The organism is Pseudomonas sp. EMN2 (genome assembly GCF_009650555.1).
GTDB lineage: Bacteria > Pseudomonadota > Gammaproteobacteria > Pseudomonadales > Pseudomonadaceae > Aquipseudomonas > Aquipseudomonas sichuanensis.
Map to the genome: position 1 here is coordinate 23,897 of NZ_VZZR01000047.1, position 25,013 is coordinate 48,909.

The window sequence follows — 25,013 nt, forward strand, 5'->3', positions numbered from 1 at the left end:
ACCGCACGTCCAATTTCCTTGCAAAGCGACCGCCAGGCATTTCGCTGATGAAAAAGCAGAGATGCTGCTCACGGCTTTCCAGGTATCGCGTAGAGCACTGCATCAAAGCTACTGGGCGAGTGACAGCGCAGATAGAAGCGGTAGCCCAACTCATAGCCTTGCAACTGCTCGGCTATTTCCCAGAGATGTTCCGCACGGTGATAGATGCTGATGGCCAGGTGCGGGCGATGGGCACGCAGCAGCGCCTGCGCGCCTCGCAGCGCTGCCGGCTCTTCGCCTTCGATATCCATCTTGAGGAAGTTCGGCGCGAACCCTGGCAAGGCATCATCCAGGCGCACACAGCACACCGGATTGCCGCCAGATTCGACAAGGTGGCCACCCGCCCCCAGGCTGGGGTCATATCCGCTCAAGCGGTTGCTGTCCGACACGCCGCAAGGAAAATGAATCGCGCCCGGCACCTTGCCAAGCTGCGCCGTCAGCTGGCGGTAGTTATCCAGATCCGGTTCGAATGTCGCAAGGCTGGTAAAGGCAAACCCGGCAGCCAGCAATTCCTCAACGGTGTCGCCGACGTAGGCACCGCAATCGATAAAGCGCAGTGGTTCCGGCAAGCGCGGCAGGTCTGCCGGGAAATACTGCTGGCCTGTGACCGCAGGAAGGCAACGCGGATCACCCAGGGTGCGGTACTCGACTATCGCGTCCAGCAGCTGTTTGCTGGCTTCATCCTCAAGCGCAACGCGCAACGCTGCAATACGCGATGCATGCTGTTCATAGAAGCCGGGGGCAACCAGCCAGTAACGAAATGGCTGGTCTTCTGGATAAAGGCGTACGAACTCGACCAGGCTGACCAGACGGCCAAACCCCAAAGCCTCCAGATCATCGAAAATGGTCTTGGTATCCACATGGGCGTTGAACACACCGATCAACACACAGGCTTTGGCCGGGTCATGCTTGGCAGCCCAGCCCTGAGCGCTGAAGACCGGTACTCCGTCCACTTCAGCCAGGCTTTCATCGCGATCGAGAAAAGCATCCACGCGCTGCCCACGAGCAGCCAGATAGTCCCGTACACGCCGCCCGGCGAGCCTGGCCCCGTAGATCAGCAGGTGGTCGTAGCCGAACTCATTCGCCATGGTCCGCTACCTTGATCAGCACGGCATGCCCATTGAGGTTGTGCAGGAAGCGATATCCGCTGTTCTGCGCGACGAACTCATCGACCATGCGCGTTACCCCTTCACAGCCGTAGAACCCGTAATCGTCGAACACCACCACGGCGCCGCGCACAAGCCTGGGGGCAGCCCAAAGCAATACATCGCGGGCGGACTCGAAAACGTCCACATCGATATGCAGCAACGCCAGCCTGTCGCTGACCCGTTCGGCATTGCTCTCTGGGAACATGCCGACCAGTACGCGCACGCTATCTGCCACTTGGCAGCGCTTGGCCAACTCCAGGACCAGACCGACGTCGGTGTCGGCATGCTCGCCACCGCTGTAGCGGGTGTCGTGTGCCCCGGCCTTGACTACGCCAGTGAAGGTATCAGCCAAGAACACGCTACGCCCCTCACGCTGGCCGGCCATTGCCAGCAAGCACCCCGAGCCACCGCGCCACACGCCAACCTCGAGAAAATCACCCTCGACGTGCTCCAGCTGACGCGCCAGCGTCCACAGCTCGTACAAGCGCATGATGTCGACCAGCGTGTGCTGACGCACGCTCTCGTAAGTCTTCAGAAACGCGCTGTCATTGACCCAGGGCGCGTGGCTGGCCATGGGCAGCACGCGGGCATGACGCACCCGCGGCGATTTTTCATGCGCCCAGTCGCGCTGGCTACGCAGGTAGCCGTAGCACAACCCGGTCAAGCGGCGCTTGAGCCACACTTTCATGCCTGGGCTTCCAGGGAAACGGCCATCTGCTGCGCCAGCTCTTCGCTGCTGAGGAACGGATACAAGTCTTCCAGGGCACCGGTTACCGGCTTGCCGTTTTCATCCATGCGGGTCATGACACGCGGTATCCGTGGTTCTTCGACCTGGACCAGCACCTCGATGATCACCGGGCCATCGCGCTCCAGCACAGCCTGCAGGTTGGCCTGCAGGTCGGCATGCGACTCGATGCGCGCGTAACCCACGCCATAGGCACTGGTCAGCTGGGCCAGATCCGGCAGTTGCAGGCCGCTGGTGGCATCGGCACCGACCAGCAGCTTGAAATGCGCACTTTGCGATGCACGAATCGAGGCATAGCCCTGATTGTTGATGACAAAGCATTTGACCGGCAGCTTCTGCGCGGCCAGGGTCGCCAGCTCCTGGATGTTCAACTGCAAGCCACCGTCGCCTTCAACACAGACGGTCGGCTTGCGCCCGGAGGCCAGGCACGCGCCGATTGCCGACGGGATGCCAAAACCCATCGAGCCCGTGCCACGGTTGTGGAAGCAACGCTGGCCCTTCTTGAGGCGCAGATTGAGCAGGAACAACTCGGAGGCGAAACCTGAACTGCCCGGCGCGATCACGTCACCTTCATTGAGCAGCGAGGACAACTGGTCGGTGAAGTAGTACATGCTCACGCCCTGGCTGTCGTCGGCGTGCTCGCTCTGCAGCAGCGGGTATTGCTCCCGCCATTGCGCGATGCGCGCCAGCCAGTCAGCGTAGGACGGCAGGCGATCACGGCCGATTTGCGCAGCCAACGCTTCGATGAAGGGTTTGACGTCGGAGACTACCGAGACCTCGATGGGCATCTGCAGCTTGGCGATTTCCGCCGGGTCGATATCCACCACGACTTTCTTCGCATAGGGCGCGAAGTGGGCATGGTTGTAGGCAGTCAAGGCCATATCCAGACGCGAGCCAAGGACAATCAGCAGGTCGCAGTTCTGCAGGGCAAAGTTGGCCCAGCGCGGTGCAATGGAGCCAGGACGGCCACCGTAAAGTGGATGCTCGTCTTCGATGATGTCCATGGCCAGCCAGGTCGGCATGACCGGTACGCCTGCGGCTTCGATCAACTGGTTGAAAGCTTCAACCGCACCCGCCATGCGAATGCCGCTACCGGCGATGATGCCCGGGCGCTTGGCTTGGCGCAGCAAGCTCAAGGTTTGCGCAACCGCCGCGCTGATGTCCGGTTGCTCGCTGGCCGCAGGCAACTGCGCCCGGCGCAAGGTCGCGGGGTCGATCCGGGCAGCCTGCACATCCAGAGGTACATCCAGCCACACCGGGCCACGACGGCCGCTGAGCGCGGCATGTTCAAGCTGGTCGAAGACCTCGGCTACCGCCTCGGGGTCGGTCAGGGTGACCGCCGCCTTGGTGATCGGTTCGACAATCGAAACGATGTCGGCTTCCTGCACGCCCAGCATGCGCAAGCCAGTACCGGCCTTGAGGTCAGCACTTTTGACCTGGCCGGACACGAAGAACACCGGTGTCGAGTCCAGCCAGGCACCGAGCACTGCTGTAACCGTATTGGTCGCGCCCGGGCCGCAGGTGGTCATGCACGCCGCCGGACCACCGGTGAGCTTGCCGGCGGCTTCAGCGGCAATCGCCGCCGCCTGCTCGTGCAGGCACAGCACCGGCTCAAGCTCAGGGTGGCGCCCCAACGCGTCGTTGAGGTGCATGGCACCGCCGCCAGGCAGGAAGTAGACCTGCCCCACGCCCAGACGCGCCAGGCGCTCCATGATGTAGTCCGCTACACGGATAGTCTGTGTCACCTTGAATTCCCCCTCGAAACCGGCACTTAAGCAAGCCGCGTCAAATACTGCAGTGCCGACCAGAAGCCGGCCCCATGATCCTTGTGCCCTTGCCAGACTTCAGGAATGAAGCTGACCTCGGGATGTTGGCGAATCTGTGCCCAGCTGGCCGGCCAGTCGATGTCGCCGGTGCCCATCAGCACGCCTTCGCCGTTGGTGCCCTTGGCGTCCGCCACGTGCAGGTGCGCCGAGTGCGGCAGCAGCAGCGCCAGTGCGGCCTGGAAGTCGAGGCCGAAGTGGAAGCAGGTCATCTGCAGGTGCGACAGGTCCAGGCACAGGCGCAGGCCATGCTCGCGGGCCTGGGCCGCCAGTTCGTCGGGCATCATGAAAATGTTCTGGTGGCGCTGACCGCCGAAGTGCCAGGGGAACGGCGCCATGTTCTGCGGGATCAGCTCGGTGCCGGCGAAGTCCACCTGGCGACAGGCGTCATGGAAACGCTCGTAGAGCTCGGGGCGCATGGCCAGCGGGCGTGGCGCGTCGGCAGAAAAACCACCGATGTTGGCGACGATCAGCCGGGCATCGGCTGCGGGGAAGAACTCGCCGATCTGCAGGGTGGCATCGACCACGCGCTGCAGGTTGTCGATAGAGCGCCGGCGATAGGCCAGGTCGTCCGCCACCAGGTCCAGCAGTTCGCTGTTCTCGAACAGCTCCGGGGCGTGAACCACCAGGCGCGAGCATTCCACCTGGGCCAGGAAGGGCTGCGGTTTCAGGCTGAGGTCGCGGTAGGACAGGTGAAACTCGAACAGATCCGGCTCGATGCGCCGACGGTAATCGAGGAAGTCGTGATAGCGCACCGGCACCCCCCAACGAATCGGCATGTCGAACGCAAGCTTCTGCTCGGCAGGCTGTTCCTGCAGGTCGCTCTCGAACAGAAAATCACCCTGGGCGATGTCGCGCTGGGCTGGCTTGCCCAGCAGCTCCGGCAGCCGGTATGGCGCCAGGCCCTGGCCAGGGCTGGCGATGCGCAGCATACCCGGCTCCAGGACTGCACCACGGGGGATCTCGCATGCAGCGATCACGCTCTTGCCGAGGTTCTCGCGGTTCAGCAATTCCCCTTGGCTGGCATGACGGCCAGGACCTTGCCAGGGCAGCGCCAGCTCCAGTTGGCGGATGCCATCCACCAGCTGGCGGAATTCGGCAGGCTCCAGGCTGGCCAGGTGATCCGGGCCTTCCATGTTGCGGTCCAGGGTAATGTGGCGCTCCACCAGCTTGGCACCCAGGGCTACGGCACCTAGGGTAATGGCGATGCCGCGCTCATGGCCGGAGTAGCCGATCAGGCCGTGCAGCTGCTGCAAGCGGCGCAGATAGCCGAGCTGGATATCCCCTTCCGGCGCCGGGTAGGCGCTGTTGCAGTGCAGCAGCGCGAAGGGCGTGCCCAGGGCATTGAGCTGTTCGATGGCACGGATGATTTCGTGCTCGAAGGACATGCCGGTGGACAGGATCAGCGGTTTGCCCAGGCTGGCGGCCTTGGCGATCAGGTAGGGGTTGCAGAGGTCCGCCGAGGCGATTTTCAGCGCCGCCACGTCGAACGCGGCCAAGGCATCGACACTGGGTTCATCCCAGGGGGTACACAGGTAGGTGATGCCTTGTTGCGCGCAGTAGGCGCGCAGCTGGCGATGCTCGTCAAGGCTCAGTTCGACCTTGTCCAGCAGGTCCTGGATGTACTCCACGCCGAGGTCTTCGGCACGCGAGCCATCGGCCTTGCGCCGGTACAGCGCCTCGCGGTTGCGCAACTGGAACTTGACGCAGTCGGCGCCCGCCGCAATGGCGGCATCCACCAGTTGCTTGGCCAATGCCAGCGAGCCGTTATGGTTGTTGCCGGCTTCGGCGATGACATAGACACGCTCGCCACCCAGGGCGATGCCATCGAGAATAATTGGGGTCATTGGATTTTCGTCCGCCAGGAAGTAACACCGCAGGACTCGAAGCGGAAGCCTTGAGTCTGGCAGCCCAGTGCGCGCACCGCATGCACCACCCGCTGGCGATGCTGGGGTTGTACGTAGAACAGGAAGAACCCACCGCCACCGGCGCCGAGCAGCTTGCCGCCGAGCGCGCCGGCCGCCAGTGCAGCGGCGTAGATCTCGTCGAGGCGCCCATGGCTGATGGCCGAGGAAAAGCGCTTTTTCAGACGCCAGGCTTCGTCCAGGCACAGGCCGAAATCGCGCAGCTCACCGCGAATCAGATAGCGGTGCATGCGCCGGCACAGCGCCACGCTGGCGTGCAGCAGGTCGGTTTGCGAGGACTCAGCCTGCATCTCCTCGCGTTGCAGATCATGCAGACGGCCGGAGTCGTGGGAAATGCCGGTGTCGCACAACACCAGGCAGGATTCCAGCTCATTGCGGATCGCCTCTTCCAGGCGAATCGGGTGCACCAGGTTGCGCTGGTTCTCGAACTCGATCAGGTTGAAGCCGCCGAACGCCGAGGCGTACTGGTCCTGCCAGCCACCGGCGATACCGAAGCACAGGCGCTCGGCCTGGAACGCCAGTTCGGCGATCTCGTAAGTGCTCCAGCGATCCTGGCGCAGTTCATTGAATACCGCGATGGTGGCCGTGGTCGCAGCGGAAGAGCCACCCAGCCCGGAGCCCACCGGAAAGTCCGAGCGCAGGTAGAGGTCGAAGCCGTATTGCGGCTTGATCACCGAAACGATGGTCGCCAACAGGCTTTTTTCACTGGCGGCCAGCAGATCGGCCAGGGAGTCGTAGTCCTCCTCCCGCCCCAGGTCCTCGGAGAAAATACGGATGCCGCGGTCGCCCCGGGGAACCAGGGTGGCATGGGCATAGAGCCCGACGGTACAGCTGAGCACCGCTGCCGGGTGGTCGATGAAGAAATAGGTCAGGTCGGCACCGCCGCCGCAGAAGCTCATGCGTACCGGCGCACGTGCCCGTGCCAGCACCGGCACTTCCGGGCTGGCTGCCATCAGCCGGGTGTAGACCTCGACTAGGCGCCCCTGCTCATCCACGGCCGGGATGGCGTTGAAACCAAGGTCGAATGCCTTGAGCAACTCCTCGCGCGACGCACCAGCCTGAACGGCGCGGTAATGGCTGTTCATGCAGGTGGTTACCGGCAGGTCGGTCTGGCCGCCCTGCAGCAGGTGGCGACGTACATCACCGTTGGTGACCACACCCAGCAAACGCTGATCGTCGGCCACCACAAAGGCGATCTGCAAGGCGCCTGCCTCGATGCACTTGACCGCATCAAGAATGCTCTGGCGTTCGCCAATGCTCAGGTTCTGCACCAGCAGGCTCATAGCGATAAATCCGGAAAAAATTCGTCGGTGTAGCGCGCGAGCGATTCTGGCGTGCCGATATCAATAAAGCGCCCGCTGTAATCGACAACGGATACGGTCTCTCGCTGGAGCAACCCGGGCAACAGATCGTGCTCCATGGAGCACGCGCGAACGGGAATGTCGGCGAAGGCCGGCGCGGTGAAGGCATAAACCCCCGCGTTGATCAGGCCGGGCCCCTGCAGGCCCTTTTCCCGCAAGCCAGCCAGATGCCCCGTGGCATCGAGCGCCAGGCTGCCATAACGGCCGCGGTCATCGACCCGCGCAGCCAGCACGGCATTGCCTTCGCTCAGCAGCATCTGCCGATAACCTTGCGCGTCCACAAAGGTGTCGGCGTTGAGTACCAGATACCGCCCCTGAGCAGGCTGCTCACGCAATGCATTGAGCAGTGCGCCGCCCGTGCCCAGTGGGCTCTGCTCCACCACCAGCGACAGTGGCAGCTGCGCATGGCGAGACAACTCGGCAAGCTGCTCGGCCACCTGCTCGGCGCGGTAATGCGCACACAGCACGCCTTCGCTGATGCCGGCACTGGCCAGCTGGCTCAATACGCGCGCCAGAAAGGGCTCACCGTGAACGGGTACCAGGGCCTTCTGCGCGTCCGTGACGCTGCGCAGGCGTGTACCGAAACCGCCACACAGGACATAGGCGCGCATCAGCACAGCCTCTGCAGGAAGGTTTCGATACTGCGCGCCGCATGCTCCAGATGGTCGTCGCTCAAACCCGGCCAGAGGCCGATCCAGAACGTGTCGTTCATGATCTTGTCGGTTACCGGCAGCTCGCCGGCCACCCGGTATTGCTGCCCCTGCATGTAGGGCTGGCGGGTCAGATTGCCGGCGAACAGCAGGCGTGTACCCACGCCCTGCTCATCCAGGTAGCGCAACAGCTCGACGCGCTTTACGCCGCAGCCATCGCGCAAGGTGATCGGATAGCCGAACCAGGAAGGGTCGCTTTCGCGGGTGGCCTGCGGCAGGATCAGTTTGTCCGCACAACCGGCCAGGCGCTCGCCGAGCCAGGCGAAGTTGCGCTTGCGCGCGGCAACGAAATCGTCGACCCGATCCATCTGCGCCAGCGCGCATGCGGCCTGCATGTCGGTGATCTTGAGGTTGTAGCCCAGGTGCGAGTAGGTGTACTTGTGGTCGTAGCCTTCCGGCAAGCTACCCAGCTGCCAGCAGAAACGCTTGCTGCAAGTGTTGTCCTCGCCCGGCGGGCAATAGCAATCGCGGCCCCAGTCGCGGAACGACTCGATGATGCGCTTGAGCAACGGGGAGTCGGTGAACACCGCTCCGCCCTCGCCCATGGTGATGTGGTGCGCCGGGTAGAAACTGAGGGTGCCGATATCACCGAAGGTGCCGACCATGCGCCCCTGATAAGTGGAACCCAGGGCATCGCAGCAGTCTTCGATCAACCACAGACCGTACTTGTCGCACAGGGCGCGGATGACACTCAGGTCGAAGGGATTGCCCAAGGTATGGGCCAGCATGATGGCCTTGGTCTTCGGACCGATGGCCGCTTCGATCAGCGCCGGGTTGATGTTGTAGGTACCCATCTCGACATCGACGAACACCGGTACCGCGCCGAACTGCAGGATCGGGTTGACGGTGGTCGGGAAACCGGCGGCAACGCCGATCACCTCGTCGCCAGGCTTGATCGCTCGCTCACCCAGGCGTGGCGAGGTCAGGGCGGAAAACGCCAGCAGGTTGGCCGACGAGCCGGAGTTGGTGGTGAGCACGCAGCGGCGCCCCAGGTACTTGCCCAGGCGCTTTTCAAACGCCTCGTTGAAGCGCCCGGTGGTCAGCCAGCCATCCAGCACGGCCTCGGTCATGGCCTGCAGTTCGCCCGCACCGATCACCTTGCCGGCAGGCGGAACGCTGCTCTGCCCGGGCACGAAGGGTTTGGGTGCCATCTGCAGCTCGGCGTAACGCCCGACCAGTTCGGCAATCTGTTGGCGCAACTGCTGCGCCGTACTGTCACTCATGGGTTCCGCCTTGGTGAACCGCGAGCTGCTCGCGGGTAACGATGTTCATGTCACGCCCTGCGCGCCAGGCCAGATGCCAGTCCAGGGTATGTTTCAGGGTGTCATCCAGCGACCAGCGCGGCGCCCAGCCAAGCTTTTGCCGCGCCTTGCTGGAGTCCAGGGCCAGCAGACCGGCTTCGTGCGGCTGGGCATCACTGGCAACCGACCAGCGAGCCTCGCCTGGCCAACGGCTGGCAAGGCGTTCGACGATCTCGCCGACGGTGGCCAGCCCGGCGCTGTCAGGGCCGAAGTTCCAGGCTGCGGCATGCTGCTCGGCATCGGTGAGCAGCCCCTGCGCCAGCTGCAGGTAGCCCATCAGCGGGTCGAGCACGTGCTGCCAGGGTCGCGTCGCATCGGGATAACGCAAGGTCACCTCTTGACCGGCCTGCCAGGCACGAAAGATATCCGGCAACAGGCGTTCGGCAGACCAATCCCCGCCACCCAGCACGTTGCCCGCACGCGCAGTGCCCAGGGCAACGCCAGAGGAGCGCAGGAAAGAGTCGCGGTAGCTCGCGCACAGCAGCTCGACACAGGCCTTGCTGCTGCTATAGGGATCGAAGCCGCCCAGGGCATCCTGCTCCCGGTAGGGCCAGGGCCACTCGCGGTTCTCGTAGCATTTGTCTGTGGTCACCACCAGCACAGCACGGACGGAGGGCGTGGCGCGCACCGCTTCGAGCAGGTTGAGCGTCCCCATGACATTGGTTGCGTAGGTGTCCGCAGGCGCACGATAGGATTCACGCACCAGTGGCTGAGCCGCCAGGTGCAGCACCAGTTCGGGCTGGAAATCCTGCAGGGCTCGGGCCAGGACCGAGGCATCACGGATATCGGCGAAATCACCGGGCACCTGCTGTTGCAACTGCGCAACCTGCCACAGCGATGGCGTGGTTGCGGCAGGCAAGGCGAAGCCGCGCAGTTCGGCGCCCAGCTGGCGCAGCCATACGGCCAGCCAACCGCCCTTGAAGCCGGTATGCCCGGTCAGCAGGACTCGGCGCCCCGCCCAGAATGCCGGATTCAGCGCCATAGCTGCCATGCGGCTTCGCCGTTCTTCCAGTGCGCTTCGAGCAGCATGCGATCACGCAGAGTATCCATCGGTTGCCAGAAACCACGGTGCAGGTGGCTCATCAGCTGGCCGTCCTCGGCCAGACGACGCATGGGTTCGTTTTCCCAGGTGGTGGCATCGCCCTCGATGTAATCGAGCACGGCCGGTTCGAGCACGAAGAAGCCACCATTGATCCAGCCACCGTCTCCCAACGGTTTTTCCTGGAAGCCGCGTACCTGTTCGCCCTGCACATCCAGCGCGCCATAACGCCCCGGCGGCTGCACGGCGGTTACCGTGGCCAGCTTGCCGTGCTGCCGGTGGAAGTCGATAAGTCGCGGGAGATCGACGTCGGACACACCGTCGCCGTAAGTCAGGCAAAAGGTTTCATCGCCAACGTACTCACGGACACGCTTGAGGCGGCCACCGGTGGCTGTGTTTTCCCCGGTATCCACCAGCGTCACTCGCCAAGGTTCGGCATGGCGGTTGTGGATATCCATGCGGTTTTGCGCCATGTCGAAGGTCACGTCCGACATGTGCAGGAAGTAATTGGCGAAATACTCCTTGATCACGTAGCCCTTGTAGCCCAGGCAGATGACGAAGTCGTTGATACCGTAGTGCGAGTAGATCTTCATGATGTGCCAGATGATCGGTTTGCCGCCTATCTCGATCATCGGCTTGGGGCGCAGGTGGGATTCTTCGCTGATGCGTGTGCCCAGCCCACCGGCCAGAATGACTGCTTTCATTATGCTGTTGGTCCGCATTGGTCGGAGGGGTGACAAAAAACTGTCCCCTGGCCCTTTATGCTAGCCAAAGCAAAACGCATGCCTGCTTTAAGACAGCGGACGCTGCGGAATCGGTTTTGTCCCTGCGGACTTTTTAATGAGTGTCAGTGCCGCTTGAGCAGCTCTGCGAGCGCGGCTCGGCCTGGGGCGTCGTGCTCTCTCGCACGGCCAAGCGGCACAGAATCGATTGCTGCCGACGGTCGCGGCGCAGATGGGTATGCAGGCTACCTTTACCGATCTTTTCGCGGGCAAGCTCGCGAAAAGATCGGGATACCGGGCGTCAATCCTCCGCCTGGTCCTCGCCGCCCTGGCGGCTCATGCCGTATTTGCGCATTTTCTCGACCAGGGTGGTGCGACGAATACGCAAACGTTCAGCCGCGCGCGCAACGATACCATTGGCATCGTCCAGCGCCTGCTGGATCAGACCCTGCTCAAGGCTGCCCAAGTAGTCCTTGAGGTCCAGGCCCTCTGGCGGCAGCATCGCGTGATTGGAGAAGTTCGGCGTGTGGCCGTTGATCGCCACGCGCTCTTCGAGGTCGCTGCGCAGGCTGTCCACCAACTGCTCGTCTTCGTCGTCGACGTAGCGGAATTTCTTCGGCAGCTCCGACACGCCGATCACCCCATACGGATGCATGATCGCCATGCGCTCCACCAGGTTGGCCAGCTCGCGCACGTTACCCGGCCAGCCATGCCGGCACAGCGACATGATCGAGGCGGAGTTGAAACGGATCGAGCCGCGCTTCTCGTGCTCCATGCGCGAGATCAGCTCGTTCATCAGCAGCGGAATGTCTTCAACCCGCTCACGCAATGGCGCCATCTCGATGGGGAACACGTTCAGCCGGTAATACAAGTCTTCGCGGAAGGTCCCGTCCTCGATCATGCTCTCGAGGTTCTTGTGGGTCGCAGCGATGATGCGCACATCGATGCTTTGCGTCTTGTTGCTGCCCACACGCTCGAAGGTGCGCTCCTGCAACACCCGCAACAGCTTGACCTGCATGGGCAGCGGCATGTCGCCGATTTCGTCGAGGAACAGCGTACCGCCGTTGGCCAGCTCGAAACGCCCGGCACGGCTGGTGATGGCCCCGGTGAAGGCGCCCTTTTCGTGGCCGAACAGTTCGCTTTCGAGCAGCTCTGCCGGAATCGCCCCGCAGTTGACCGGCACGAAGGGTGCTTCACGGCGCTTGGAGTGGTAGTGCAGATTGCGCGCCACCACCTCCTTGCCGGTGCCGGACTCGCCGAGGATGAGCACGCTGGCGTCGGTATCGGCCACCTGCTGCATCATCTGCCGCACATGCTGGATGGCACGACTGGTGCCCACCAGGCTACGGAACAGGTTGGGCTCGCGCTGGCGGCCGCGCTCGCGGGCCTGGTCGTACATCTCGCGGTACACCTGGGCGCGGTGCAGCGAATCGAGCACCTGACTGTAGCTCGGCGGCATCTCGAGGTTGGACAGCACGCGACGGCGCAGCTCTTCGGGGAACTCGGCAGAAGAAATTTCACCCAGCAACAGCACCGGAAGGAACTCATCCCACGCGGCCACTGTCTTAAGGAGCCCCAGCACACTGGCCGGCGACTTCACCGCCCCGATCAGCACGCACAGCACTTCGCGGCTGGAGGCAAGGGACTCTACCGTCTGCTGCCAGTCATCACTGGAGCACGGGAGGTTTTCTTCGCCGAGAAAGTTCAGGACCACCGCCAGATCGCGGCGGCGAGCGCTGTCGTCATCGATCAGGAGAATCTTGGTTTCACGCCACATGCAATAGCAACTTCCCTAGTCATATCGGCGCCCGGCGGGCGTGCGCGACATCATCCCGACTGAATGGTCAGTGTTCGGACGTCTGAAATTCGAAAACAGCCACTAGTTAAGTCAAAAAGGCCTGCATAGTCAAATTTATGGCGCCTTTTCCCCAGTTCGGTGCATCTTAACTGAACAAATGGTAAACCTTCGACGCATTCTTTGCTTGATTGATCTGCGTCATTTCATCGGCGATGGCCTGGCGCTCGCCCATTGTGACGTCGAGCAGTTCGCGGTAGACCTGCAGCAAGTCTTCCAGGCGCGCCTTGACCACCGCTTCGTCCAGCTCCGGCGCCTTGAGCATGTCGTCGATACAGCCACGGCAGCTCTCATCGAGCTTGCCGATCGCGTCCCAGTCGCGCGCGCCCAGGGCGGCCAGCAGAGCCTCACGGGTTTCGTCGAATCGTTGCAGCTCGCAATTCACCTTGCTCTCTCCTACCGACTCATTCGGCCGGTTGCGCGTCGGCGATGGCATCCCAACCGCTTTTGACAGTGATCAGCAACTGCGCGACTTCGTCGATGATGGCCGGGTCGTTGTCGATATTGGCCTGCATCAACCGGTTGGTCATATAGGCATAGAGGCTGGAAAGCTGCTCGATGTACGCTGGATCATGGCTTTTCTGCGCATCCAGGCCGTCATTCAGGCCGATGATGATGTCGATGGCCTTGCCCAGCATCAGGCCCTTCTCGGCGATGTCGCCGCGGGCCAGCGCGCCCTTGGCCTGGGCCATGCGATCGAGGCCACCTTCCATCAGCATCTGCACCAGGCGATGGGGTGTGGCTTCGGAAATCTGGGCATGGGAATTGACCTTCTGGTACTGACGAAGGGCTCTCATGGGATTCATCTTGCGACCTCGTAACGGGCAAAAAACTTAAGGTTCGATAGTCCCTGTATCGGGCCGGAAGGTCAAAACTTTACCGGCCGGTGCAAAAAGGCCGGGCATCAGGCCCGGCCATTCGCATCCATCACTGATTACTTGTCGCTCTTGGCGTTGTTCAGGGCGTTGAGCGTGCCCAGCACGTTGTTCTGCTGCTGGCGCAACTGGGTGACCAGGGTATCCATGTTGTTGTACTTGTCCTGCAGGCTCTTTTGCAAGGCCTCCATGCGCGTGTCCAAGGTGTCTTGTTCGGACTTGAGCTTGGTCAGGCTTTCGGTCAGGGTCTTGCTGCGCTCGGCCAGGGTGCCGGTGGCGGCCTTGGCGTAGGGCTCGGTGACATTCTGCAGGCGCGCAATCAGGCCGTCCTTGCCGTTGAAGATGCTGGTAAGGTCAGCGGCGTTGGTGGCAGCGGCTTTGTCCCACTTCTTGTCGTCCAGACTCAGCGAGCCGCCGTCCTGGGCGGTAGTGACGCCAAACGCAGCAAGCGACTTCAAGGTGCCGTTGCCGGACAGCGCATTCATTTCTTCGCGGATGGAGGTCATCAGCGCACGCATGGATGCATCACCGGTAAGGGCCGCCGCAGTCACGCTGCCGTCGGCATTCTTGGTGACCCTGGTCTCTGCGTTGACCACTTTGATCAATGCGTTGTAGGTATCGATGAAGCCCTTGAGGCCAGACTTCAACGCAATCGAACTGGTGGTCAGCGAAAGCGTGGTTGGCGTGATATTGCCTTTGGTATCTTCCGGCGACTTGCCCACCAGCTTGATGTTCAGCCCACTCACCGCATCGGTGATGTCATTGCTCTTGGACGTCATGGCGATGCCATCGAGCGTGTACTCGGCGTTCTTGGGCTTATCCACCTCGGTATACCCGAGGTCGACACCCGAGTTCCCGCCCAGCGTGATCTCGGAGCCCTCGCCCATCTTGGTGGACGTAATGACCAGGCGCGAACCCGAGGCATCGGTCAGGATGTTGGCACTGAAGCCCGCCGTGCCGAACTGGCTGTTGATGTTCTCACGCACGTCTTGCAGCGTGGCCCCAGGGGGAATGCTCACGTCGTGAGCCTTGCCGTTCTGGGTGATGGTCAGCTTGGTCGTACTGGTACCGGCGTTGACCACGCTGGTCGCGCCACCGGCGTACACCTTGGTGGAGACCTTGGAAGCCGACGCCAGCTGGGTCACCACCAGGTTGAAGGAGCCGTTGGCTGCGCCCGCCCCTGCGGTGATGGTCGCAACCTTTTCATCCGAGGACTTCAGGCTCAGGCCACCGAAGCTGTTGCCGGTGGTCATGCTGGTCAGGGCGCCACGGAAGGCATCCAGTGCTGCCTGGATCTTGCCGATAGAGGACAACGTGGTGGTTGCCTTCAGTGTCTGGGTATTGATCTGTGTCTGCTTCGGCGCCTTTTGCGCGTCCACCAGAGACTTCACAATCGCCTGGGTATCGATGCCCGATCCGATACCGCTGACTGTTGTACCTGCCATCATTGCTCTCCTTGTTCAGTAGCTGCCGGATCCTTGGCGGATAAATCCATCAAATGACCGACAGCAACAAAAATCATGCCAGCCTATGCCTTGCCGTCAAACAGCAGGCTGCCAGCTTCGCTGAGGCTTTGTGCCAGCTTCAGCGCGGTTTCCGACGGCAGCTGGCGGATCACGTCACCGGATTCGGTGGCGATGACCTTGACCACTACCTGGCCGGTTGAATCATCGATGGAGAAGTCCAGCTTGCGCTGGCTCGACTGGACGAAATCACGAATATCGCCCACCGCTTTCTCCAGGTCCTCACGGGTGTGCGGCTTGTCTTCAGAAGGCGCAGCCTCCTGCACCTTGACAGGCGCCACCACCGGGTCCTTGGCCGTCGCTGCAGCCTGGGGCGGCATCGAAGGGTACATCTGGTTCAACTTGACACTCATGTCCATGCTTCGAACTCCTCATGTCAAAAAGGTGAAAGGGCACGTAAACGCGCCCTTCCACCTCTTACTCAGGCGCCTGAATTACTGGAGCAGTTTCAGGACCGAGGATGGCAGCTGGTTAGCCTGCGACAGGATCGCAGTCGAAGCCTGCTGCAGGGTCTGCTGCTTGGTCAGCTCTGCAGTTTCCGAAGCGAAGTCCACGTCCTGCACGGTGGAACGGGCAGCGGTGGAGTTCTTCTGGATGTTCTGCAGGTTGTCGACGGTGGTGGTCAGACGGTTCTGGGTAGCACCCAGGCCCGAACGGACGCTGTCGATCGAACCGATGGCCTTGTCGATGACGGCCAGGGCGTTCTGGGCCTTGGTGGCGTCGGTGACGTCGGTTTGCGAGATGGTGGTCTTGGCCGAGGTAACGGTTGCAGCACCGAACAGAGCAGTAGCGCCGCCCAGCGAGAAGCCTTTGGCCGAGTCCAGCGAGACCTGACCGGTGACGACGATGGCAGCAGCACCCAGAGCAGCAGGAGTAGCGAAGTTGCCGGAGCCGTCTTTGGCAGCGATCGAGATGTTGGCCTGGGCGTTGGCGTCAGCACCCGAGAAGCTGATGTTCTCACCGGTGTCCGACTTGATGCTCAGGGTTTTCTTGACTTCGTCGTAGTTGACGCTGATACCCAGCTTGGCAGCGTTGGATTTCAGCTGGTCGGCCAGGCCGGCCTTGTCAGTCACGCCCACGAAGTCAACAGTGCCGCTGGAACCGACAGACAGCTTGAAGTTGGCTGGAGTAGCAGCGGTAACGTCCAGTTGCAGTTCGGTGCTGGCGTTTGCAGTCAGACCACCGATCGAGCCGTTCAGATCGCTGGCGATCTGCTTGGCGGAGGCACCAGCAGCGTAGGCGACAGTGGCGGTTTGGCCGTTGCCGGTTACGGAGAGGCTGCCAGCAGCCAGGCCGCTCGCGCTCGGGGCGATGGCGGTGGACTTGACCTGCTGGGAACCGATGTTGCTGGCAGCAACGTTTTCCAGGCTCAGGTTGATGGTTTCGTTGGCGTTGGCGCCGACCTGGATGGCCTTGGTGCCGTACGAGCCGTCCAGCAGCTTCTGGCCACCGAAGGTGGTGGTAGCGGAGATACGGTTCAGCTCGGAAGTCAGAGCCTGGTATTCGTCGTTGTTCGACTTACGGTCGTCGGCGCTCAGGGAGCCAGTAGCCGAGGACAGAGCCAGGGTACGCATTTTTTGCAGGATGTCGGTCGAAGCCTGCATCGCGCCTTCGGCGGTCTGGGCGATCGAGATACCGTCGTTGGCGTTCTTCACTGCCTGGCCCAGGCCGTTGATCTGGCTGGTCAGACGGTTGGCGATCTGCAGGCCGGCAGCGTCGTCTTTGGCGCTGTTGATGCGCAGGCCGGAAGACAGGCGCTGCATCGAAGTGGTCTGGGCGGTGCTGGCCTTGTTCAGGTTAACCTGAGTAGTAACCGAAGCAATGTTGGTGTTTACAGTTAAAGCCATGACGAAATCCTCGTTGGATGGGTACTGCGGCTTCCGGCCCTGGCATCCGCCGGGTATGGCCTAGAGAACCTTCGTAATGTTTATCGTCGTTTGCGGGGGTTGCTTGAGGGCATTTGCAAAAAAAAAATGCCATCACGCTGCCACCCCTAAGAAATCAGGGGGTTATGGCTTCTCAACACCGATTCGAAGGCAAAAAAAAGCGCCTGGCGGAATACGCCAGGCGCTTTTTTTGACCGCGTCGGATCAGCCGCGATAGAGAATCGCCGAGCCCCACGACAGGCCCACGCCAAAGCCACTGATGGCCACGCGCTTCCAGCTGCTGTCGAGCATGTGCTTCTGCAGCAGCAGCGGCACGCTCGAAGAGACGGTATTGCCGGTTTCGAGCATGTCCTTGACGAACTTCTCCGGATGCTGCTCTTCGAAGCGTCGCGCCACCGCATCGACGATCGCCGCGCTGCCCTGGTGGATGCAGAAGGCATCGATATCGGCCGACTGCAGGCCACTGGCTTCGAGCAGCTCATGCAGGTGCGCCGGCACTTTGACCAGGGCAAAGTTGAACACCTGGCGGCCGTTCATGAAGAAATTGCCGTTGGTGACCTTCAGGTGCTCGGCACCGGAACCGTCGGTACCGAAACGCGCCTCGCCCAGTTGCCATACCGCGTCCTCGCCCATCCAGGTGGCGGTGGCGGCATCGCCGAACAGCATGGTGGTGTTGCGGTCTTCCGGGTCGACGATCTTCGAATACGGGTCGGCGGTGATCAGCAGGCCGTTCTTCAGCCCCGCCGCCTGCATGAAGCCCTTGATCGCGTACAGGCCGTAGACGTAGCCGGAGCAGCCCAGCGAAACGTCGAACGCCGCCACCCGGGTGGACAGGCCCAGCTTGTGCTGGACGATGGCCGCGGTGTGCGGCAGCCCCTCTTCGTCACCGTTCTGGGTGACCACGATCAACACATCGATCGACTGCGGATCGAGCTCGGGATTGCTGGCGAACAAGGCCCGGGCAGCCTCGACGCACAGGTCGGAGGTTTCTTGCTCTTCGGCCTTGCGCGGCAGGAACGACGCGCCGATCTTGCCGAACATGAACTCTTCGTCCTTGCCAAACTTCGCACCCTGAACGTAGTTGTCCAGGCCAGCGGTGGGCACGTAACTCGCGATGCTTTTGATGCCAATCATTCTGGCTTCCCAATGAAAACAGGCAAAGACCGCCACTCGGTGAATTGAGGGCGCCCACTACCGGATCCGTGACAAGCCGACATCAGGCTGGTCGCTGGCGAACCGGTAACAAATTGCTGCAGCAGCTGCCGCATAGAATACAGGGAAGATGCGCGATTTGACTCATTGGTCACACTCATTTATTGCCAACCGCCCCTCAGCGCCGTTCCCCAGGCACAAAAAAGCCCCGGCAGCACGGGGCTGGCCGGGGCTTTTGGACACCTGGTCAATTACATCTGGTTGAACAGGCTCAGCTTGGAGATCTGCGTGAAGCTCAGCTGCGAAGCCTGCAGCATGGCCTGGTGCAGCGCCAGCATGATCGACGCATCAGCCATGTCGGTGTTGCCGATGGCGTCCTGGGTCGCCTTGTTGGCGGTGGTGAGGCTAGTGTTTTCCTGGCGCTGGATATCGAGCGAGTTACCGCGCGCACCGATGGAGCCGCGGGTGATATCGACCTGCTCGCGGGCACTGGCCAGGTTGGCGACCGCCGAAGCGATGGAGTTCTTCAGCGCGGTGTTCGCCGCATCACCGGTGCCCGGCGCATCCAGCGCGGTACGCAGCTGGCTGATGGTCTCCAGCACGCTCTGGTTCTGGTGGGTGTTGGCATTGACCGCAAACTGGTCACCCGCCTGCGGCGTGCCGGACACCTGATAGGTGACACCTGCCACCGTCAGCGCTGGTGCGGTGAAGGTACCGCTGGCCACCACCTTGCTGTCGGCGGTCAAGGGCTGCGCATACAGCTCATAGGTGTTGGCACCGGTAAACTTGATCACCGCCCCGCTGTCGGGGAACGCGCTGCGGTAGGCCGCCTGGTCGGTTACAGCACCACTGGTGATCTGCGCGCTCGAGGGGTTGCCGGCGCCACGGACGGTGGTCAGGGAGTCGGGACGCGCCTGCAAGGAGAACTCATGGCCGGCGACGGCAGCATTGGGGTCATCGCCTTCCTGCAGCGTGACGGTGATCTCGAACTCGACACCCCGGAACGCGATGCGGTTACCGCCCTCGGCCTTGCTGTCGAAGGTGCCATTGGTCGGGGTTTCGGCAGTGATGTCGTTACCCAGGGCATCGGTCACGGTGTACTGGGTGGCACTGGTGAAGGTGACCTTGTACGGCTGGCCGGCATTGAAGTTGCTGTTGTACGCGCTGCTCGAGGTCAGCAGGCCCGGCGAGACCGCGACACGACCATCATCGACCGGCGGCGCCACCAGGGCGGACTCGGTACGGCTCTTGTTCTTGGCCGAATCGAAGATGCTGAAGCCAGTGTCGTTGGTCGCCAGTTTCAAGGTATCGGACACCTGCAGGCTCAGCTGGGTCTGGTCGCCCTGGTAGCTGTAGGTACCGTCGGCGTTGCGCACATAGGGCGGCGACGAGGTCTTGGTGCCGCCGAACATGTAGTCGCCGTTGGCATCGCGCGAGTTGAGCAGGCCGAAGATGTTCGCCTCGATCTCCTTGAGCTCGCTGCTGATGGAGGTGCGGTCGGCCGCACTGATCCCGGCGCCGCCTGCACGAATGGCCAGGTCGCTGGCGCGCTGCATGGCGTCGTTGATGGTGGCCAGCACGCTCTCTTCCTGCAGCAGCGAGTTGTTCACCGTGGTCATGTTGCCGTCGTACTGCTTGAGCAGGGCCTGTTGCTGCTGCAGCAGCAGCAGGCGCGCGGCGCCGACCGGGTCGTCACCGGCGGACTGGATGCGCACGCCGGTATCGATCTGCTGCTTGACCTTCATCAGGTTGGCAAAGTTGCTGGTGTAGCTGGTAGCGCTCGACTCATAGAACTGAGCAGTGGAAATACGCACGATGGCTACTCCTTACAATGCGTTGATCAGGGTGGCGAAGGTTTCCTGCGCCGCCTTGATGATCTGTGAAGATGCGGTGTAGTAGTGCTGGAACTTGATCAGGCTGGCCGCCTCATCGTCCAGGTTGACACCGGAAACCCCGTTGCGGGCTTCCTTGGCCGAGTCGTACACGGCCTTGGTTGCCGTGGTATCGATCTCTGCCTGGTTGGCCTTGGCACCGACCCGCTCCACCATCGAGGCATAGGCCGAGGTGAAGCTGCTGCCGCCACCGGAATCGACACCGACCGTAGCCTTGGTCTGCAGGTCGAGCAGCGATTGGGCATTGCGGTTGTCGGACTTGCCGTTGACGTTGAAGCCCATGCTGAACGAGTCATCCTCCGCCGGGCTGCCGCCGACCGAGGTCTCCAGGCTGAACGAGCGCGGGTTGCCGCTGCCATCGAGAATGGGCGCCCCGGCAGCATCGACCATCGGTACGTTGATGGTCAGCTTGTTCTCCTGGCCCGGCACGATGGTGCCGGTACCGATGCTGTTGCCCTTGGCATCGAACAGGGTGTAGCCCTGGGTGCCGCCGCTGGCCGCACTGAACACCATGCGTACCGGCATCGAGTGCTTGATCGAATCCTGGATCAACGCGGTGTCGGCACCGCCGTAGATATCCAGCTTGGCCCCCAGATTCGGTTGGCTGATGGTGCCGGTCCCGTCGTTGCCGCTGCCGATGGTGGCATTGATCGGCCCGGCGAACGCCAGCTTGTTGGCATCGGTGAGGGTTGTGCTGATCGAGCCCGCCGCCGCGCGGGTGGGGATCACCTTGAAGCTGTCGCCAGCCGCCAGGCCGCCACCGTTGAGCTTCAGGGTGAAGCCGTCGATGACCGGCGGTGGCGTGGTGCTCAGGTCGAAGCTGCCCATGTCGGTGCCGTCGGAGCGACGCACGCTGTACTGGGTGCCACTGGTGAAGGTGACCTGGTAGTCATGGGTGCTCAGCAGGCTGCTGTTGGCAATGGTCACGTCCAGGTTGCCGGAACCGGCGCTGTTGCCGGTGGCCCCCAGGCTGCGCTGGCTGATCGCCGCGGCACTGTTGATGCTGGAGAACAGTGCGCTGCCGAACTGGCCATTGGCGTCCAGGCCCTGCCCCAGCTGGCTGTTGATGCTGTCGGTCACCACCAGGGCCACACGCCCCAGTTCATTCATCGACGGGTTGAGCACGTCCTGGCGATAGCGCAACAGGCCGCCGATCTGCCCGCCGGTGATGACCGAGGTGACATCCGACGAGAAGGTCGGGTAGTTGACCTGCAGGCTGTACTGGCTCTTGTCGGCGGTGCTCGGCCCGGCGGTCAGGGTGTTGGCCCGGTTGCCGGTGACCAGCGACTGGCCGGTACCCAGGTACACGTCGTAGTTGCCGTCACGCTCCTGCACGGTGACACCCACCAGCTCGTTGAGCTGTCGCACCGCTTCGCTGCGCGCATCCAGCAGGGTGTTCGGCGTGGCGCCGGACGCCGACAGCTGGGTGATCTGCTTGTTCAGGTCGGCAATGTTCGAGGTGAGCTTGTTGACCTGGCCGGCAAGGGTATCGAGCTGGCTGTTGATGCTTTCGTTCTGTTTGTTCAACTCGCTGGAGATGGAATTGAAACGGTTGCTCAGGGTTTGCGCCTGGGTCAGCAGCAACTGGCGGGACGCCACGTCGCCGGGCTTGGCCGCCGCGGTCTGCAAGGCCGAGAAGAATGCGGTCAGCACCGAGCTGATACCGGTGCTGCTGTCGCCCAGCAGTTTGTCGACACTGCCGATCTGATCAAGGTAGGTGGCCGCATCGGTGCTCAGCGAGGTCGCGGTACGCAGCTGGTTGTCCAGGTAGGCGTTGTAGACACGGCGCACATCCGCCAGCTGGGTACCGGTACCGATGAAACCCGAGCCGATGTTGTGCGAAGGGCCCGAGACCTGGACGGTCTGCTGGCGCGAGTAGCCGGAGGTCGCAGCGTTGGCGATGTTGTTACTGGTGACCGACAGCGCCGCCTGGCTGGCACTCAGGCCGGACAGCCCGATTGAGATCAGAGACATGGTTCAATCCTTATAGATTCGAGTTAGTGCCTGCCATGGCGTATTGCTGGGTGGGCTGCAGTTGCCGGGCGATGCTGATGATCTTGCGGGCATAGTCCGGGTCGGTTGCGTAACCGGCCTTCTGCAGCTCTCTTGCAAACTGTTCTGGGTTATCGGCTGCACCGACCGCATCTTTATAGCGACTGTTGTTCTGCAACAGGCTGACCAGGTCGTGGAAGCTGTCCTGGTACGAGTCGTACGAGCGGAATGCCGCGGTCTCCTTGACGAACTGACCGCCACGGAACTCGCTGGTGATCGCCCGCGCCTCTCCACCCTGCCAATTGCCGGTGGCCTTGATGCCGAACAGGTTGTGGCTGCTGCTGCCGTCAGGGTTGCGCATGACCGACTTGCCCCAACCGGTTTCCAGCGCCGCCTGGGCCACCAGGTAACGTGGATCGATGCCAATGCGTTTGGCCGCCTGCTCGGCCATCGGCAGCATGGTGCTGACGAAGGCATCGCTGTTGCCGAAGGCCTTGTTGGGCGCCAGCGGCGGCTGGGCCACCGCACGCCCGACGATACGCATGCCCTCGGCGGGCGCGGCATAGGTCCGCGCCGGCTGCCAGTCGCCGCGGGCGACGCCGGCCAGCGACGGCGCATGCTGGGCCGCATCGCCGGTGGCAGAGGAAGGCACGATACCGGCCAGCAGACGGTCGGTGAGCTTGCCTGGCAAGGCCAGGCGCCGCGAATTGAGAGCCGCCACATCGTTACGCCCGGCAGCGGGCTGTTCGACCCGCGCAGACTCAGCCGCCCGGCCACCCCACAACACCGGGGCCGGCCCATCGCTACGCGGGAACGGGCTGTTATTGACCGTGCTGGCCGTGCGCTTGCTCAGCTGGCGCACCAGCACATCCTGCAGGCCGATGCCGCCCCCTTCGCGGGACATGCTCACGGCCAACTGCTGGTCGTACATGTCACGGTACTGCTTGGTGGTATTGCTGTTCATCGGGTTTTCTTCGTCGGCCAGCACATCGCTGGCCTTGCGCGAAGCCTTGAGCATCTCGCTGATGAACAGCGACTCGAATTCCTGGGCCACCTTGCGAATGTTGGCCTCGCTGTCGCGATCGCCGTGCTTGAGTGAACTCAAGCGATTGAGGTCGGTGTAAGCGCCGCTGTCGACGTGGCCGGAAACCAGGCTTTTCGGATTCATCCCAGGCGTCCTCAGATCACGATCAGGTCGGCCTGCAACGCGCCGGCCTGCTTCAGGGCTTCAAGGATGGCCATCAGGTCGCTTGGCGCTGCGCCGACCTGGTTCACCGCACGGACAATTTCATCCAGGGTGGTACCCGGGCCGAACTTGAACATCGGCTTGGCTTCCTGCTGGGCATTGACCCGCGAACGCGGCACGACCGCCGTCTCGCCATTGGAGAACGGCCCCGGCTGGCTGACGATCGGGTCTTCGGTGATGGTCACGGTCAGACTGCCGTGGGTAACCGCCGCCGGCGACACCTTGACGTTCTGGCCAATCACGATGGTGCCGGTACGCGAGTTGATGATGACCTTGGCCACAGCCTGGCCTGGGTCGATCTCGAGGTTTTCCAGGATCGACAGGTAGTCGACACGCTGGCTCGGGTCCATCGGCGCGGTCACCCGCACCGAGCCACCATCCAGGGCCTGGGCCACCCCTGGGCCGAGCAGTTCGTTGACCTTGTCGACGATGCGCTTGGCCGTGGTGAAGTCTGGCCGATTGAGGTTCAGCGTAAGGCTGTTGCCCTGGTTGAAACCGCTCGGCACTGCACGCTCGACGCTCGCGCCGCCCGGAATCCGGCCAGCCGACGGGACGTTGACGGTGATCTTCGAGCCATCCCGGCCTTCGGCGTCGAAACCGCCGACCACCAGGTTGCCCTGGGCGATGGCATAGACGTTGCCGTCGATACCCTTGAGCGGGGTCATCAACAAGCTGCCGCCGCGCAGGCTCTTGGAGTTACCGATCGACGACACGGTGATGTCGACCACCTGGCCGGGCTTGGCGAAGGCCGGCAGGTCGGCATGTACCGACACTGCGGCAACGTTCTTCAACTGCACGTTGCCCGAGCCCGCCGGCACCTTGATACCGAACTGCGACAACATGTTGTTGAAAGTCTGCAGGGTGAACGGGGTCTGGGTGGTCTGGTCGCCCGTACCGTTGAGCCCCACCACCAGGCCGTAACCGATCAGCTGGTTGGCACGCACGCCGGAAATACTGGCGATGTCCTTCAAGCGCTCGGCGTGGGCGCCGAACGCACAGGACAGAAGAAGTGTCGCGGCAATCAACCGCCTAGCGTTGAACATGGTCATCCGTACTCAGAAGGGCCAGAGCGGGCTGATGAAGAAACGGTCCAGCCAACCGGGCTGGCTGGCATCGGCGAACGAGCCGGTGCCCGAATAGGTGATGCGCGCGTCGGCCACGCGAGTGGACGGCACGGTGTTGTCGGTGGCGATGTCATCGGCACGCACCAGGCCTGCGATGCGCACCAGCTCTTCGCCGGTGTTCAGCGTCATCCACTTTTCGCCACGTACGGCGATGATCCCGTTGGGCAGCACTTCTGCGACGGTGACAGTGATCGAACCGGTCAGGGTGTTGCCCTGGGTCGCCTTGCTGTCGCCCTTGGTGGTGCGGTCACCGCTGTAACCGGCCTCGAGGGTGAGGTCGCCGCTGCCCAGCGGGTTGTTGGTGTTGGGGATGGTGCCGAACAACGAGGTCAGGCCGATATCGGCCTTGCTGTTCTTCTGGATCTGCGAGCCGGCGTTCTTGCTCGCCGAGGTGCGTTCGTTGAGGGTGATGGTGATGATGTCACCGACCCGGAACGCCTTGCGATCGGTATACAGGCCCTGCTCGAAACCGGCCTGGTAGATCGAGCCGTTGTTGGCCGCTGCCGGCAACGGGGTGCGCGGCAACACCGGCGCATAGTACGGGTCGTTTGGCTTGGGCGTCGGCGCGACGCAACCGGCCAGCAACACCGCCCCCCCCAGGGCGAAAACGGACAACAGACGATTCATGACGCTTACCTCGTGGTGTAACGGCCGC

The 25,013-nt window shown here is 62.7% G+C and carries 21 protein-coding genes; all 21 read right to left on the minus strand.

The annotated features are described in order from the left end of the window. Nucleotides 1-68: 68 nt before the first annotated feature. Nucleotides 69-1,127 carry an FkbM family methyltransferase gene (locus F6X61_RS15060; protein WP_153787283.1) on the minus strand — a complete coding sequence of 353 codons (1,059 nt, stop codon included), beginning with the start codon at nt 1,125-1,127 and terminating at the stop codon, nt 69-71. Then, nucleotides 1,117-1,875, minus strand: coding sequence for a TylF/MycF/NovP-related O-methyltransferase (locus F6X61_RS15065; protein WP_153787284.1), 759 nt, complete (start codon nt 1,873-1,875; stop codon nt 1,117-1,119). Before F6X61_RS15065 ends, F6X61_RS15060 begins: the two co-directional genes overlap by 11 nt. Continuing rightward, nucleotides 1,872-3,677, minus strand: coding sequence for a thiamine pyrophosphate-binding protein (locus F6X61_RS15070; protein ID WP_256671369.1), 1,806 nt, complete (start codon nt 3,675-3,677; stop codon nt 1,872-1,874). The genes F6X61_RS15065 and F6X61_RS15070 overlap by 4 nt, the downstream gene beginning before the upstream one ends. A gap of 26 nt (nt 3,678-3,703) precedes the next feature. Then, entirely contained in the window at nt 3,704-5,602 is a 1,899-nt protein-coding gene (locus F6X61_RS15075) for an N-acetylneuraminate synthase family protein (protein WP_153787285.1), read from the minus strand. Continuing rightward, complete coding sequence (locus tag F6X61_RS15080) at nt 5,599-6,963, minus strand: CBS domain-containing protein (RefSeq protein WP_153787286.1); 1,365 nt, start codon at nt 6,961-6,963, stop codon at nt 5,599-5,601. The genes F6X61_RS15075 and F6X61_RS15080 overlap by 4 nt, the downstream gene beginning before the upstream one ends. Next, entirely contained in the window at nt 6,960-7,652 is a 693-nt protein-coding gene (locus F6X61_RS15085) for a sugar phosphate nucleotidyltransferase (protein WP_153787287.1), read from the minus strand. The genes F6X61_RS15080 and F6X61_RS15085 overlap by 4 nt, the downstream gene beginning before the upstream one ends. Further along, a complete protein-coding gene (gene rfbH, locus F6X61_RS15090) occupies nt 7,652-8,974 on the minus strand; it encodes a lipopolysaccharide biosynthesis protein RfbH (RefSeq protein WP_153787288.1) in 1,323 nt (440 codons plus the stop codon). Before rfbH ends, F6X61_RS15085 begins: the two co-directional genes overlap by 1 nt. Next, entirely contained in the window at nt 8,967-10,043 is a 1,077-nt protein-coding gene (gene rfbG, locus F6X61_RS15095; RefSeq protein WP_178125825.1) for a CDP-glucose 4,6-dehydratase, read from the minus strand. Before rfbG ends, rfbH begins: the two co-directional genes overlap by 8 nt. Further along, a complete protein-coding gene (gene rfbF / locus F6X61_RS15100) occupies nt 10,025-10,795 on the minus strand; it encodes a glucose-1-phosphate cytidylyltransferase (RefSeq protein WP_153787289.1) in 771 nt (256 codons plus the stop codon). Before rfbF ends, rfbG begins: the two co-directional genes overlap by 19 nt. 319 nt (nt 10,796-11,114) lie before the next feature. Further along, entirely contained in the window at nt 11,115-12,590 is a 1,476-nt protein-coding gene (gene fleQ / locus F6X61_RS15105; protein ID WP_153787290.1) for a transcriptional regulator FleQ, read from the minus strand. 166 nt (nt 12,591-12,756) lie between these two features. Next, nucleotides 12,757-13,053 carry a flagellar protein FliT gene (fliT, locus tag F6X61_RS15110; RefSeq protein ID WP_153787291.1) on the minus strand — a complete coding sequence of 99 codons (297 nt, stop codon included), beginning with the start codon at nt 13,051-13,053 and terminating at the stop codon, nt 12,757-12,759. Between the two features lie 19 nt (nt 13,054-13,072). Then, nucleotides 13,073-13,474, minus strand: coding sequence for a flagellar export chaperone FliS (fliS, locus tag F6X61_RS15115; RefSeq protein ID WP_153787292.1), 402 nt, complete (start codon nt 13,472-13,474; stop codon nt 13,073-13,075). Between the two features lie 128 nt (nt 13,475-13,602). After that, entirely contained in the window at nt 13,603-14,988 is a 1,386-nt protein-coding gene (gene fliD / locus F6X61_RS15120; protein ID WP_153787293.1) for a flagellar filament capping protein FliD, read from the minus strand. A gap of 83 nt (nt 14,989-15,071) precedes the next feature. After that, entirely contained in the window at nt 15,072-15,425 is a 354-nt protein-coding gene (locus F6X61_RS15125) for a flagellar protein FlaG (protein ID WP_153787294.1), read from the minus strand. Between the two features lie 75 nt (nt 15,426-15,500). Further along, a complete protein-coding gene (locus F6X61_RS15130; protein ID WP_153787295.1) occupies nt 15,501-16,913 on the minus strand; it encodes a flagellin in 1,413 nt (470 codons plus the stop codon). Nucleotides 16,914-17,156: 243 nt separating this feature from the next. Beyond that, a complete protein-coding gene (locus tag F6X61_RS15135) occupies nt 17,157-18,086 on the minus strand; it encodes a ketoacyl-ACP synthase III (protein WP_153787296.1) in 930 nt (309 codons plus the stop codon). Between the two features lie 269 nt (nt 18,087-18,355). Next, nucleotides 18,356-19,918: a flagellar hook-associated protein 3 gene (locus F6X61_RS15140; RefSeq protein WP_153787297.1), complete on the minus strand. Its 1,563-nt coding sequence runs from the start codon at nt 19,916-19,918 to the stop codon at nt 18,356-18,358. 12 nt (nt 19,919-19,930) lie between these two features. Then, a complete protein-coding gene (gene flgK, locus F6X61_RS15145; RefSeq protein ID WP_153787298.1) occupies nt 19,931-21,970 on the minus strand; it encodes a flagellar hook-associated protein FlgK in 2,040 nt (679 codons plus the stop codon). A gap of 10 nt (nt 21,971-21,980) precedes the next feature. Next, nucleotides 21,981-23,156, minus strand: coding sequence for a flagellar assembly peptidoglycan hydrolase FlgJ (flgJ, locus tag F6X61_RS15150; RefSeq protein ID WP_153787299.1), 1,176 nt, complete (start codon nt 23,154-23,156; stop codon nt 21,981-21,983). 11 nt (nt 23,157-23,167) lie between these two features. Continuing rightward, nucleotides 23,168-24,277 carry a flagellar basal body P-ring protein FlgI gene (locus F6X61_RS15155; protein ID WP_153787300.1) on the minus strand — a complete coding sequence of 370 codons (1,110 nt, stop codon included), beginning with the start codon at nt 24,275-24,277 and terminating at the stop codon, nt 23,168-23,170. 12 nt (nt 24,278-24,289) lie between these two features. Then, nucleotides 24,290-24,985 (minus strand): flagellar basal body L-ring protein FlgH, encoded by a 696-nt coding sequence (gene flgH / locus F6X61_RS15160; protein ID WP_125464986.1) that lies wholly within the window; start codon nt 24,983-24,985, stop codon nt 24,290-24,292. Nucleotides 24,986-25,013: the final 28 nt, after the last annotated feature.

What these genes read in the sequence shown, in the direction of transcription:
- F6X61_RS15060 (WP_153787283.1), bottom strand. Translation starts at nt 1,127, where the DNA reads ATGGCGAATGAGTTCGGCTACGACCACCTGCTGATCTACGGGGCCAGG.
- F6X61_RS15065 (WP_153787284.1), bottom strand. Translation starts at nt 1,875, where the DNA reads ATGAAAGTGTGGCTCAAGCGCCGCTTGACCGGGTTGTGCTACGGCTAC.
- F6X61_RS15075 (WP_153787285.1), bottom strand. Translation starts at nt 5,602, where the DNA reads ATGACCCCAATTATTCTCGATGGCATCGCCCTGGGTGGCGAGCGTGTC.
- F6X61_RS15080 (WP_153787286.1), bottom strand. Translation starts at nt 6,963, where the DNA reads ATGAGCCTGCTGGTGCAGAACCTGAGCATTGGCGAACGCCAGAGCATT.
- F6X61_RS15085 (WP_153787287.1), bottom strand. Translation starts at nt 7,652, where the DNA reads ATGCGCGCCTATGTCCTGTGTGGCGGTTTCGGTACACGCCTGCGCAGC.
- rfbH (WP_153787288.1), bottom strand. Translation starts at nt 8,974, where the DNA reads ATGAGTGACAGTACGGCGCAGCAGTTGCGCCAACAGATTGCCGAACTG.
- rfbG (WP_178125825.1), bottom strand. Translation starts at nt 10,043, where the DNA reads ATGGCAGCTATGGCGCTGAATCCGGCATTCTGGGCGGGGCGCCGAGTC.
- rfbF (WP_153787289.1), bottom strand. Translation starts at nt 10,795, where the DNA reads ATGAAAGCAGTCATTCTGGCCGGTGGGCTGGGCACACGCATCAGCGAA.
- fleQ (WP_153787290.1), bottom strand. Translation starts at nt 12,590, where the DNA reads ATGTGGCGTGAAACCAAGATTCTCCTGATCGATGACGACAGCGCTCGC.
- fliS (WP_153787292.1), bottom strand. Translation starts at nt 13,474, where the DNA reads ATGAATCCCATGAGAGCCCTTCGTCAGTACCAGAAGGTCAATTCCCAT.
- fliD (WP_153787293.1), bottom strand. Translation starts at nt 14,988, where the DNA reads ATGGCAGGTACAACAGTCAGCGGTATCGGATCGGGCATCGATACCCAG.
- F6X61_RS15125 (WP_153787294.1), bottom strand. Translation starts at nt 15,425, where the DNA reads ATGGACATGAGTGTCAAGTTGAACCAGATGTACCCTTCGATGCCGCCC.
- F6X61_RS15130 (WP_153787295.1), bottom strand. Translation starts at nt 16,913, where the DNA reads ATGGCTTTAACTGTAAACACCAACATTGCTTCGGTTACTACTCAGGTT.
- F6X61_RS15135 (WP_153787296.1), bottom strand. Translation starts at nt 18,086, where the DNA reads ATGATTGGCATCAAAAGCATCGCGAGTTACGTGCCCACCGCTGGCCTG.
- flgK (WP_153787298.1), bottom strand. Translation starts at nt 21,970, where the DNA reads ATGTCTCTGATCTCAATCGGGCTGTCCGGCCTGAGTGCCAGCCAGGCG.
- flgJ (WP_153787299.1), bottom strand. Translation starts at nt 23,156, where the DNA reads ATGAATCCGAAAAGCCTGGTTTCCGGCCACGTCGACAGCGGCGCTTAC.
- F6X61_RS15155 (WP_153787300.1), bottom strand. Translation starts at nt 24,277, where the DNA reads ATGTTCAACGCTAGGCGGTTGATTGCCGCGACACTTCTTCTGTCCTGT.
- flgH (WP_125464986.1), bottom strand. Translation starts at nt 24,985, where the DNA reads ATGAATCGTCTGTTGTCCGTTTTCGCCCTGGGGGGGGCGGTGTTGCTG.